The organism is Austwickia chelonae (assembly GCF_003391095.1).
Taxonomy (GTDB): domain Bacteria; phylum Actinomycetota; class Actinomycetes; order Actinomycetales; family Dermatophilaceae; genus Austwickia; species Austwickia chelonae_A.
The window spans coordinates 2,276,991-2,289,054 of sequence record NZ_CP031447.1; the positions used below are offsets into that span (position 1 = coordinate 2,276,991).

11 protein-coding genes are annotated in these 12,064 nt (G+C 64.8%); 1 reads left to right on the forward strand and 10 read right to left on the reverse strand.

All coding sequences use genetic code 11. The annotated features are described in order from the left end of the window. Window positions 1-115: 115 nt before the first annotated feature. Window positions 116-1,471, reverse strand: coding sequence for a geranylgeranyl reductase family protein (locus tag DX923_RS10065; protein WP_116114567.1), 1,356 nt, complete (start codon window positions 1,469-1,471; stop codon window positions 116-118). Window positions 1,472-1,638: 167 nt separating this feature from the next. Beyond that, on the reverse strand, window positions 1,639-2,331 hold the full coding sequence (locus tag DX923_RS10070; RefSeq protein WP_116116272.1) for a demethylmenaquinone methyltransferase: 693 nt from the start codon (window positions 2,329-2,331) through the stop codon (window positions 1,639-1,641). A 126-nt stretch (window positions 2,332-2,457) separates the two neighbouring features. On the opposite strand from DX923_RS10070, the gene DX923_RS10075 reads away from it, so the two are divergent. Beyond that, window positions 2,458-3,837 (forward strand): isochorismate synthase, encoded by a 1,380-nt coding sequence (locus tag DX923_RS10075; RefSeq protein WP_116114569.1) that lies wholly within the window; start codon window positions 2,458-2,460, stop codon window positions 3,835-3,837. Window positions 3,838-3,903: 66 nt separating this feature from the next. Here the strand turns inward: DX923_RS10075 and menD are convergent, their stop codons facing one another. From menD to alr, 8 genes are all read right to left on the reverse strand, one after another. Then, a complete protein-coding gene (gene menD / locus DX923_RS10080; protein WP_116114571.1) occupies window positions 3,904-5,655 on the reverse strand; it encodes a 2-succinyl-5-enolpyruvyl-6-hydroxy-3-cyclohexene-1-carboxylic-acid synthase in 1,752 nt (583 codons plus the stop codon). Beyond that, complete coding sequence (locus DX923_RS10085) at window positions 5,652-6,632, reverse strand: hypothetical protein (RefSeq protein WP_116114573.1); 981 nt, start codon at window positions 6,630-6,632, stop codon at window positions 5,652-5,654. The genes menD and DX923_RS10085 overlap by 4 nt, the downstream gene beginning before the upstream one ends. A 53-nt stretch (window positions 6,633-6,685) precedes the next feature. Further along, window positions 6,686-7,771 carry a tRNA (adenosine(37)-N6)-threonylcarbamoyltransferase complex transferase subunit TsaD gene (gene tsaD, locus DX923_RS10090; RefSeq protein ID WP_116114575.1) on the reverse strand — a complete coding sequence of 362 codons (1,086 nt, stop codon included), beginning with the start codon at window positions 7,769-7,771 and terminating at the stop codon, window positions 6,686-6,688. Then, a complete protein-coding gene (gene rimI, locus DX923_RS10095) occupies window positions 7,761-8,282 on the reverse strand; it encodes a ribosomal protein S18-alanine N-acetyltransferase (RefSeq protein ID WP_116114577.1) in 522 nt (173 codons plus the stop codon). Before rimI ends, tsaD begins: the two co-directional genes overlap by 11 nt. After that, complete coding sequence (gene tsaB, locus DX923_RS10100; protein WP_116114579.1) at window positions 8,279-8,962, reverse strand: tRNA (adenosine(37)-N6)-threonylcarbamoyltransferase complex dimerization subunit type 1 TsaB; 684 nt, start codon at window positions 8,960-8,962, stop codon at window positions 8,279-8,281. Before tsaB ends, rimI begins: the two co-directional genes overlap by 4 nt. A 66-nt stretch (window positions 8,963-9,028) precedes the next feature. Further along, window positions 9,029-9,553 (reverse strand): tRNA (adenosine(37)-N6)-threonylcarbamoyltransferase complex ATPase subunit type 1 TsaE, encoded by a 525-nt coding sequence (gene tsaE, locus DX923_RS10105; protein WP_116114581.1) that lies wholly within the window; start codon window positions 9,551-9,553, stop codon window positions 9,029-9,031. Window positions 9,554-9,666: 113 nt separating this feature from the next. Beyond that, window positions 9,667-10,896 carry an alpha/beta fold hydrolase gene (locus DX923_RS10110; RefSeq protein ID WP_116114583.1) on the reverse strand — a complete coding sequence of 410 codons (1,230 nt, stop codon included), beginning with the start codon at window positions 10,894-10,896 and terminating at the stop codon, window positions 9,667-9,669. Continuing rightward, the gene (gene alr / locus DX923_RS10115; RefSeq protein ID WP_162872896.1) at window positions 10,893-12,047 is read right to left on the reverse strand and encodes an alanine racemase; all 1,155 of its coding nucleotides are present in this window, start codon (window positions 12,045-12,047) and stop codon (window positions 10,893-10,895) included. The genes DX923_RS10110 and alr overlap by 4 nt, the downstream gene beginning before the upstream one ends. Between the last annotated feature and the right edge of the window lie 17 nt (window positions 12,048-12,064).

The window sequence follows — 12,064 nt, forward strand, 5'->3', positions numbered from 1 at the left end:
GCGGCGGTGAATCATCTTGTCCGTCTCGTCTGCAGTTTCTCGCAGGGTGATCGCACCGGAACGCAGGAACTCCGGTGTCCTCCCCCTAGATATCCTAGTGAATGTCACAGGAAGCTCAGGCCGAAGGAGCAATTCGCGACAAGGCTGTGATGAGCCTGTCGTCAATTCCTCCACCTCGCGGCTGAGCCAAATTGGCCATCGTCTTGAGAAGAACTCTCATCAACGGCGTGACCGGAAGACCGTACTTCACACACAAACGCATGACCTCAGGTTTTCCGATGAGTGCGGCAAATCCTCGGCCCAAGGAGTAATAACCGCCGAGGTGTTCTTTCATCACCGAGTTGTATGACATGAGCACCCGCTCACGACCAGCGTCATCGGCCCGAGCCATCGCCTGCACGATGATCTCCGCAGCTGTTCTTCCGGCCTCCATCGCGTAGTCGATGCCCTCCCCGTTGAACGGGTTGACCATGCCTCCGGCGTCACCCACCAAAAGCAACCCGTCCGCATAGAGCGGCTGGCGGTTGAAGGCCATCGGCAGCGCCGCACCCCGGATGGGCTGGGCCAGGGTCTCCTCGGTGAAAGTCCATTCCGCAGGCAAGGTGGCCACCCATCGCCGCATCACATCCCGGTAGTCGACCCGACCGAATGCCGGCGAGGTATCGAGCATTCCCAGGCCCACATTCGCCGTGCCATCACCGCAGGCGAAGATCCATCCGTACCCCGGGAGCAGGATGTCTTTCCCCGATGTCGCTGTTCCCGGTGTGCTCCGAGAGCCTTCCCCCTCCGGAACCCACAGCTCCAGCCAGGACTCCATGTACTCGTCGTTCGTCCGCGCAGGCGACTCGTAGTAGGTACGGACCGCGACACCCATCGGCCGGTTGTCCCGTTTGGGGCGCCCCATCGACATGGACAGCCGCGAGGAAACTCCATCAGCAGCGACCACGATCGGAGCACGAAAAGTAGCGGTCTCGCCGGTGGCACGGCCATCGCGCCCCATGATCTTGGCCGTCACACCCTGGATCCGCCCGGAGGAATCGTCCCGGATCGCTTCCTGGACATTGACCCCCTCCAGCAGGCGCACTCCCCGCCCTGCCGCATACCGAGCCAAGATCTCATCGAGCTCCTGGCGCTTGCGCACCATCCCGTACGGCGGGAAGTAGTCGGTCTCGGGCCAGTCCAGCTCGAAACGGCGCCCACCACCGACGATACGCAGACCCTTATTGCGGATCCACCCGTCCTCCTCGGATGTGGGAACACCCAGCTGTGCCAGTTCGCGAACTGCACGCGGGGTCAGTCCGTCTCCGCAGATCTTGTCGCGGGGAAAATGTGCCTTCTCCAGCAGGAGGACATCCAGGCCGGCCATCGCCAAGTAGGCAGCGGTCGCGGAGCCACCCGGACCTGCGCCGACCACGATGACGTCAGCGGTTTCAGCGGAACCGACGGCCTGCGGCGGATGAGAGTCAGTCACGGCGTCCTTCAAGGGTCAGCTCGGAACGGGCTGGTCGGTATCCGACCACACCGTCCCTCGCGGATTCACGCGGGGGCAAACGACTTGACCTTACCGGACTCCGGAGTGAGCGAAGCCACGGCAGACCAGCCATATCGAGAACGGGAGAAGGCAATCGGAAGGGTCCTTCAGCCTCGCACCGCTCGATGCAAAGCGACGATTCCTCCATTCAGGTTGCGCCACTGCACATCTCGCCAACCCGACTCCTGAATCGCTTCCGCGAGTTCCTCTTGGCACGGCCAGGACTGAATGGATTCAGCCAAGTACACATAGGACTCCGGGTTCGAGGAGAACTTGGAGGCCATCGCGGGGAGGGCCCCCATCAGATATTCCTGATAGACCCGCCGGAAGATCGGATTGACCGGTTGGGAGAACTCGTTGACGACCAGCCGGCCTCCGGGCCGGGTGACTCTGGCGAACTCCGTCAGCGCGCCCCGGTAGTTCTGCACATTGCGCAACCCGTAGGACATCGTGACAGCGTCGAAGGAAGCCTCCGCGAAAGGCAGCCGGGTGGCATCAGCCGCAACGAAAGGCAGTTCAGGATGTTGGGCCCGCCCCTGTCGGAGCATGCCCAGCGAGAAATCAGCCGGTACCACCTGCACGCCTGCACGATGAAAAGGCATCGATGACGTGCCGGTTCCCGCCGCGATGTCCAACACCCGCTGGCCAGGACGTGCATCGACGGCAGCCACCAAAGCTCGGCGCCACAACCTGGCGATACCGCCAGTCATCACATCGTTCATCAGGTCGTAACGCGAAGCGACCTGATCGAACATCGACGCTACGTCACGGGGCTGCTTGTCGAGGCTGGCGCGATTCACAGTGGTCATCCTCGCAGAAGACCAGAGCTTCCTGCGCGCCCTGGCGAGGACGCCCCTGTCCGGTCGCCGCGAGCTTTTCCCACCGATGGCGGACAGACACCAGCCAGAGATTATTCTGAACAGGAGATGTACGACACCACTGACCACCCACCTCGCCAGCCGCTGCCCGAAGGCAGCGCAGCTGCCCTCTCCTTCCACACCCAGCCTCTACGACAGCCGGTAGACCTTCTGTCCGCCTTGCCCGGCCGAGTACCCGCCACGAAGAACCACGCCTGGGTCCGTGCAGGTCAGGGGAAGGTCGGCTGGGGCCAGGTCGCCTCACTCACCACGAGCGGGCCCGAACGGTTCAGCGAGGCGGAACAGTGGTGGCGTCAAGTGGTCACCCGCGCCGAGGTCACCTCGACAGAAGATCGCAGCCAGGCCCTGGAAGGCCCCCTGGCGTTCGGCTCCTTCGCCTTCGCCCATGACTCGAGACACGGTGGAATACTCAGCGTTCCCCAGGTGATCTTGCGCCGAGAAGGGGACAACTGCCTGCTGACCACGGTCGTCGATACCCTGACCGTACGCACAACCGCTGAGCTCCGGAATGCCCACTGCCGACTCGTCGAGTCATTCGCCGCAGGCCAAGGCAGCAACGACATGCCTCGGAATCCCCCATCACCCCCTGGCGAAACCGCGTTCTTCGACGGCGCCCTCTCTGGCCCCAGCTGGCAGGCCGTCGTCGCCCACGCCGTTGAACGTCTCTCCGATACCGACCTGGACAAGGTCGTCCTCGCCCGTGATCTACGGGTCGAGACCGAGAACCCGCTCTCCGTCCGATGGCTGCTCCGACGCTTGGCAGCCGACTACGCCCGTACGTGGGTCTTCGCCGTGGACGGACTCGTCGGAGCCACCCCAGAGATGCTCTGCCGGTTGGAAAAAGGCCTGATCACCTCGCGAGTGCTGGCCGGAACCATCCAACGTACCGGGGACGACGAGCGTGACCTGGCGTTGTCGGCATCCCTCGCTCGCAGCAGCAAAGATCTCGAAGAACATGAATACGCGGTGCGTTCCGTCGCCGAGTCACTGGCAGCGCACTGCACCTCATTGAATACCCCTGAGGCGCCGTTCGTGCTGCATCTGCCCAATGTCATGCACCTGGCCACCGATGTCACTGGACGAACCTCTCACGGCGCGACTTCGCTTTCTTTGGCAGCCTCCCTGCACCCCTCGGCAGCAGTATGTGGAACCCCAGGTCCCCTAGCCGCCCAGACGATCAGTGAACTGGAGAACATGGACCGCGGACGGTACAGCGGCCCGGTCGGCTGGATCGGAGCCTCTGGTGACGGCGAGTGGGGAGTCGCGCTGCGGTGCGGCGCGTTGGACACGGAAAACGCTCATCAAATGCGCATCTTCGCCGGCTGCGGAATCGTCTCTAGCTCGGATCCGGCTTCCGAGCTCGCCGAGTCCGACGCCAAACTGGTTCCTATGCGTTCAGCGCTCGCACCAGGCCAACTGGCTCCCTGACCTCGGTTGGAGAAAGAAAGACAGCTCACGAGGAGCTGAGACCGCTCCTGGAGGATCTGCTCTGGATCAACAGGTTGACAGGGACTGTTCTGCCACCGCGCGAAGCCGCCGACCGATCGTCCGGTGCTCCGAACGGTCCAGCTGTACTCGGATCACCCGTATCCCCTGTGGAGGCACCGACAACTCTTCGACCAGCGCTGATCTGTCCTGCACATCCACCGTGGAAACACCACTAGCCGCAGCGATCGCGGCGATATCTGCCCGAACCGGCGTGGCGAACACCCGGTCGAAGAAGCGTTCGCGGCCGGTTTCCCCATACTCCAAGGTCGCGAAGATACCTCCACCGGAATCATCGACCACGACGAAGGTGATATCCGGTTCTGGCTCATCAGGCCCCAGCAGCAAAGCATTCGCATCGTGCAGGAAAGTCAGATCACCCATCAGGGCATACGTCGGGGCTTCCCCCGCCAATGCCAGACCACAGGCCGTGGCGACATTGCCATCGATACCGGCCAACCCCCGTGAAGCGAAAACCACCAGTTCGTCTGCAGAACGAGCCAGATCGACGTCCCTGGCCGCATTCGACGAACCCACGAACAGCCGAGAGCCCGCAGGAAGCGCAGCGATCACCGCCCTGGCCAAAGCAGGTCCGCTCGGCCAGAGCTCCTCAGACTCCAAGAAATCTCCCAGCGCAACACCCAGTCTTCGACCGGCCTCGGCCCACGACAAGCTCCAGGCGCGGTCCTCCTCTGTCCGTGGGACATCGGGCCCGACCTGCCGACGTGCTTGCCAGGCAGACCACGGATAGACCCGGGACAGCACATGACCGGGATCGGGCCAGGCCTGCGAAGAAGCGACAGACTCGACCCGGACGCCGGAGATCCGTAGCAAAGCAGCCAGCGGACGCGTCAAAGTAGGCCGGCCGAACACCAGGATCCGTTCGGGAAGATGAGAGTTCAGGAATTCCGGGACCGTCGCTACCAGCGGTCCGTGAGGAATGACCCCCTGTGGGCTCCGACGCCCGAAAGGCTCAGCGACCACCGGCCACCCCATCGCCTGCGCGCTGTCGACCACATCAGCACAGACCTGCGGATCGTCCAGATCTCCCAGCACGACCAGGGTGCGTGGGACATCGAGCAACGGATCCACTGCGGCCGCCGCCTCGAACGCCGGGCTGCTCTTCGTCTCCGCGCCGGTCACGGTCCATGCTCTGCCGTCCGGCCGGCCGTCCAACGCTTCGGGCCACAGCTGGGGGGACTCCGAGAGATCCGGGAGGAGAGGATCCCGGAAGGGAATGTTGACGTGAACCGGTCCTGGCTGTCCTCCGAGATCACCGATAGCAGCCGACCATGCCCGGTCCAGACACGAACGCCAGACTGCTTGCTGCCCCACTCGACGCTCGGGAACTCCCAAATCATGAGCCCAGCGCACAGCAGCACCGAAAAGCTTCACCTGGTCCATGGTCTGGTTGGCTCCGGTACCGCGCAGCTCCGGAGGACGATCGGCGCTCAACACCAACAGAGGCACTCCGGCGGTGTCGGCTTCCAAGACAGCCGGATGCAGATTGGCCACAGCTGTCCCTGAGGTCGTCACCACGACCGCGGGGGTACGGGTCTCCTTCGCCAGCCCTACGGCGAGAAAAGCGGCGCTGCGTTCATCCACCCGCACGTGCAAGACCAGCCGTCCGGCAGCATCGGCGTCGGCCAAGGCGTAGGCGAGCGGTGCGGATCGAGATCCTGGGCAGAGCACAGCGTGCCGAAGCCCGAGCCTGATCAGCTCATCGACCATCACAGCGGCACAGGCCGTCGACGGATTCATCCCAGTTCCTCCACGTCCAGGCGCAGATGTGTCCACGGCCTGAGCGTCTGCCATGGTGCGCCGCCGGGGTCGGAGGCCGCCGAGTCGGCGTCCGTCCTTCCCGGATCGTCCGGTGCCGCGACGAGTTCTCCCACCGCGGCCAATGCAGCCTGTGCCGCCTGAGGTCGATCGTCGCCACAGGCGAGGCGCCCGGCGATCGTACCTGCCAGCACGGCATGTCCCCGCTCGTCGGAGATGATCCGGTCTGCAGTCCGATGATCTACCGATGGCGCCACATAGGTCTGCCCGTCCCAGGAAAGACCGTGTCCGGGAAGGGTCACGCACAACGAAGGCGGGAGCTCACCCGTCTCGGCCAGGAGCATCGCCCCTTGCCGATCCACCACAGCGACATCGACCAACCGCAGATCGAGCTGGTGGGGAGGTATCGGGTAGGGCGCAAGAAGAGCCACGATCTGCATGTCCAATTCGTAAGCGGTGCAGATCAACTGTTCAGCCACGGCGAGCGCCGACCATTCGACGAGAAGCACATCGCCCGGTTCGCATCGGTCAAGAGCACGGACTGTGGCTGCGGCCGGTACGGCCCAGCCCGCTCCGGGCAGGACCAACAGGGACGGTTCCCCCTTGCTGAAGCGGTGTTCAGGCGGAGCCGCAGGCCTTTCCGGGCAGTGTCCTTCGACGGTCGTCGAACGGATCAACCTGGCGGTAGGCCCGTTCAACGGCAGGACCCCGGTGACGTCGACATCAGCTCGTGCCAGGTGCTGTCGGCAGAGCGTACCGGCACGATCGCTGCCGACTGTGGCGATGCATCGGGATAGGGCGCCCGTCGCAGCGGCTGCCGCCGAAGACCAGGCAGCAGCTCCGCCGACAGCAACGCTGGCTCGTTCTGCGACGTCGACCGACCCGTCGACGACTATCCGACGTAGATGAACGGTCTCCTCGAGTCCGAGGCCACCGACCACGACGACCTGTCCGCTCATGACATGCTCCCTCGTCCCGCAGGTCTGCGGGGTGTTCGTGGATCAGCAGCCTCTCAGACGAGCACCTGGGCCACAGTCATCGAGGAATCTGCGGTCAGGTCCATCTGCGACGGCTGGTGGCCTTTCATGACCATCTGCGCTCCGAGGGCTGCGATCATGGCTCCGTTGTCCGTGCACAACCCAGGTCGAGGCACCCGCAGCCGGATCCCGGCTTGCTTGCACCGTTCTTCGGCCAAGGCCCGCAAACGGGAGTTGGCGGCCACTCCACCGCCGATCTGTAGGTCGGCGACTCCGTGTTCCCGACAGGCCAGGACGGCTTTCCTCGTCAACACGTCGGTCACCGCCTCCTGGAAGCTGGCTGCGACGTCGGCGACCGGGATGTGTTGCCCGCTGCCTTGGGCTTCCACCCACCGGGCCACGGCCGTTTTCAGCCCGGAGAAGCTGAAGTCGTACCGGTGTCTCTCCATGTCGCGTCCACTGGTCAGCCCGCGAGGGAAATGAACGAAGGCCGGGTTTCCCGGTCCTGCTTGCGGGTCGACACCGGGGACACCAGCCATCCCTCGAGCGGCCTTGTCGACCCAGGGACCTCCGGGGAAGGGTAGTCCGAGAACCCGGGCCACCTTGTCGAAGGCTTCCCCTGCTGCGTCGTCGATGGTGTCTCCCAGGCTGGTGATATCGCTGGTGACGTCCTTGACCAGGAGAAGGGACGAATGTCCTCCGGAGACCAGGAGCGCCACGGTGGGCTCCGGCAGCGGTCCGTGTTCCAAGATGTCCACAGCCACGTGACCGGCCAGGTGGTTCACCCCGTAGAGCGGCTTGTCGAGGGAGGCTGCCAGTGCTTTCGCCGCAGCTGTGCCCACCATGAGTGCTCCCGCAAGGCCCGGCCCTGCGGTCACCGCGATGGCGTCCAGGTCCGTCAGTCGGACGTCGGCTTCCCTGCAGGCCCGTTCGAGGGTCGGGACCATTGCCTCGACATGTGCCCGGCTGGCGACCTCGGGGACGACACCGCCATATCGTGCGTGTTGTTCGACGCTGCTGGCGACGGCGTCGCACAGAAGGGTCTCACCGCGGACGATCCCGATGCCGGTTTCGTCACAGCTACTCTCGATCCCGAGGACGAGCGGCCCATCAGACGTCATCGCACAGTTCCTTTCGCATGATGTAGGCGTCCACGTCACCGGGTTGGTAATACCGTCTCCGGACGGACAAGCGTGTGAATCCTGCTGTTCCGTACAAACCGATCGCGACGACGTTGTCTGCGCGTACCTCGAGCATCAGATACCGTGCCCCGGATTCCTGTGCCGTCGCCGTCATCCAGGCAAGGAGAGCCTGCCCGTACCCTTGGCCCTGCGATCCCGGGTCCACGGCCACGGTCATCACATCGGCGACCTCGCCGCCGAGGTCCAAGCCCGCATATCCGAGGATCGTTCCTGCAGACTCGATCACGGTATAAGCCCGTCGTGGCCGCCCGGCCAGCTCAGACCACCAGGTGCTCTCGCTCCAGGCATCGTCCTCGAAGAGGTCTGTGTCCAACTGGGCCAGGGTCGGGATGTCCTGCCAACGCATCGCCCGCAGGACTATCTCGGCAGAGTCTCCAGAGCCCCGAGGAAGAGCTGGTTGCGTCGCGCTGCCGGTCCTACCGGCATTCATCGCCCGGCCGGGGTCACCGGCTTGGCCTGGGTGGGCACCGCATCGGGACGACGAAGGTAGTCGGGGTCGGCAGCGCTCAACGTCCGCCCGGACTGGAGTAGACGGACCGCAAGATCGGCCATCGCTCCGCCGTCCACGTCGAGGACCTCCCATCCTTGACGGAGAACCTCCGGGTAGAGGAGTGGCCCTCGGCCCACACAAGGAAGCTCTCTGACCTGCTCAGGAAGCTCGGCAGGACGGGTCACGGCTGGCCCGTGGCAGCGCTCGGCCAGTCCCGAGACGACACGGTAGGTGGCCCAGTACACCTCTTTGCGACGGGCGTCCGTAGCGACGAGGAACTCCTGCCCCTCGTCGGCCGAACCGTCGAGGACCATCCGGTGTGCCAGAGCATCCAGGCTGCACACTCCTGCAGCGGTAAGGCCCACGGACCAGGCGAAGACCTGGGCCGTCACCAGCCCCACCCGCAGCCCGGTGAACGGCCCTGGTCCTGTTCCACCGACGACGTGGGTGACGTCCTGTGGCAGGGCACCGACCCTGCGGAGGACCTCGTTCACCGAAGGAGCGAGCCGTTCGGCATGTGCTCGGACGTCGATCGTGGATTCACTCGCCACGATGGACCGACCATCGTGCACACCCACGGTGATGGCACTCGTCGAGGTATCACAAGCCAGCAGAAGCACGTGTTCCAGGCTAGACCATCCTGGGACGAGCCCGGACCAGGATCGGTGGGGCCCACACCTCGCCTGTTACCTGATGGCGTCGGGCGATCCCTCCCAGCGCGGACCGTGACCGACCGCCCGCACGGTACGCGGATCGGTGACCTCGCCCTCTGATTCCTCGGCACCGCACAGTTCAGGGCCCTCATCGGCGAGCGCCCGCCGCAGGTCGACCTCAAGCCAGCTGTCAGCCAGGGTCTCGGCCATGCCGTGACCCCATTCGACGACGGTGATGCTTCGGTCGATGGAAGCGTCGAGGTCCAGGTCTTCCAGTTCGAGGGCTCCACCGATCCGGTAGGCGTCGACGTGTACCAGGTCCGGCCCGTCCACCAGGGAAGGATGGATGCGGGCGATCACGAAGGTGGGACTGGTGATGGGCCCACGCACCTGCAGCCCCTCGGCAAGCCCTTGGGTGAGGGTGGTCTTCCCTGCGCCTAGCTCCCCGGTGAGCAGAACGACGTCCCCGGCCTGCAGCAGAGCGGCCAGTTCACGTCCCCAGGACCTGGTGTCTTCCGCGTCGACCAGTGTTCGTCTTGCCGAGACCTCGACACTCACCGAGTTACCCCTCCGCTGTGTTCTCTCCCGGTCGCCGGATTCGAGTCGACCGGTGCGTGGCGTCCGTCCGTGGTCGGAGTCGGCCGTCTCACGCCGTCAGCTACCGTACGCGTTCACGTCCGAGGCCGGCGGATCCGGTTGCTCGCCCGACGGGTGGCACGGCGCCTGGCCATGTCGACGACGTGGACGGGCGGGGAGGACTCGGGGAGCTCGATGGACGGCGCTCCGGCCCGTTCAGCTCGACGGAGGAGCGCGAGGATCTGTTCGTTGAGGATTTCGGGGTGTTCGAGCATGATGACGTGGCCGGCGTCCTCGATCACGATGTGTTCGGCACCCGGCAGGAGTCGGACGATCTCATCGCTGTGCGAGGGCGGGGTCAGTCTGTCGCTGCTGCCGTTGAGCACCAGCGTCTCGATACCGCGGAAGGTCGACAGGGCCTCGCGTTTATCGTGGCGGTCGAAATGAGGCATGAACGCAGAGATGACTTCCATCCGGGTGGCGAAGATCATATCGGTGGTGAGTTCGGCGATGCTCATGGGTACCGGTGACCCGAATGATCCCCAGTCGACGACGAAGTTCATGACGTCCTTGCCTGCTCGGACGGCACCGTCAACAGCACCTTGGAAGCTGGCGAGGCGGCCTGCGGCAGCAGGGCCGAAGAGATGGACGGCTTTACCGGCCGCAGCGCCCAACCCGTAGGAGACGGTGGACAGCCCTCCGGTGCTCGTGGCGACGAAAGCGGCGCCGACGACTCGCTCCCTGACCAGTTCCGGATGGTCGAGGCCGAGCGCCATCAGCGTCATCCCGCCCATCGAGTGGCCGACCAGGACCAGGGGACCGTCCGGGGCGACCTCAGCGATGACTTTCTCGAGGTCCCTGCCCAATTGATCGATGTGGTAACTGTCCGTCTCCCCCGTACCGGACAGGCCGTGTCCACGTTGGTCCCAGAGGACGACCCGATATCCGGCCTCCCGTAAGGCCCTGCGCTGGAATACCCAGCATCGCCGGGAGAGACAGTATCCGTGGCTAAAGACGACAGTGGGTCGGCCGGCACGATCACGATCGGGGCCCCGTGCTTCATCGACCTCGACATGCAGAGGGACACCGTCACTGGCCAGGACGACAAACTGCCGGTCCGGTTCATCGTGATAAGCGGAGTCGCGGGCCATGCCTCGTTCTTCGTCGAGAGCCAGGGCGATCCGTCGGTCTCTGCTGAGTCGATCCGCAGCGACTCCTGCGGCGGCGGTGAGCCCGGCTGCGGTCAACCCCAAGGTCACTCCGGTCACCGTGCGTAAGGTGCCCAAACCCATCCGCCAGGGTAGTCGGCTCGGCTCGTCCTTCACGTCGTCTCCTTGCCCACGTATTCCCGAGGCAGACGAGTGCTCATCCTGGTGATGATCTCGTAGCTGATGGTGTCTGCGGCTTCGGCCCAGTCCTGCGCTGAGGGAACCCCGGATGCCGGGTCGCCGAAGAGGATCACCTCGTCGCCTGCTCGGCAGGTGCTGCCTGGGCCGAGGTCGACAACGTACTGGTCCATACAGACCCGGCCGGCGATCCGGAGTCGTTCCCCGGAAAGCTGTACAGGGCCGGTGTTGGAGGCACGGCGGGGTATTCCGTCGGCATATCCGACAGGGACAACGCCGATACATGTGTCCTGCCTCGGACGATAGTCGTGACCGTAGCTGACGCCTTGACCTGCTGGGATTCTCTTCACCAAGGCCAGGTCCGCAGAGCAGGTCATCGCTGGGCGCAGGCCGAAGTGCTCGGGCCCGCCGGTCTGCGGGACCGGGGACAGACCGTAGACGGCCAACCCTGGCCTGACCAGGTCAAAAGCACAATCCGGGTCGGTCAGAGTGGCTGCAGAGTTGGCCAGGTGTCGTACCTCGAGGTCGATCCCAGCACGTTCGCAGGAGTCCGCATACCTCCGGAAGGTCTCCTGCTGAGCTCGGACCGTGGGATGTCCCGGCGCATCGGCGTAGGCGAAATGGCTCATCAATCCCACGATCGACAGGATTCCTTCGCGTTCCAGTTCTGCAGCACGAGAAATCAGCGCGATGACGTCATCTCCGTAAGCGCCGTTACGCCCCAATCCGGTGTCCACCTTCAGGTGGACCCGCGCGGTTCGGCCGGTCCGCCGGGCAGCAGCGGCGATCTCCTCCACCGCCCATGTCCCGGCAGCAGCAAGGTCGATATCGGCCAGGACTGCGGCGTCGAAGGCTACCCCTGGGGTATGCAACCAGGACAGGATCCGGCCGCCTACTCCCTGTCGGCGCAGTTCGAGAGCTTCCTCCAACAGAGCCGTGCCCAGCCAGGTGGCCCCGCCGATGAGCGCAGCGTGAGCTGCGGGGATGAGTCCATGTCCGTAGCCGTCCGCCTTGACCACCGCCATCACTTGAGCGGCCCCGCTACGTCTGCAGAGTTCGCGGGTGTTCTCGGTGATGGCGTCGAGGTCGATGGTGAGCCTGGCGGGGCCCACCCGTTGATCTGCTGTCATTCTGCGGTGCTGGCTCT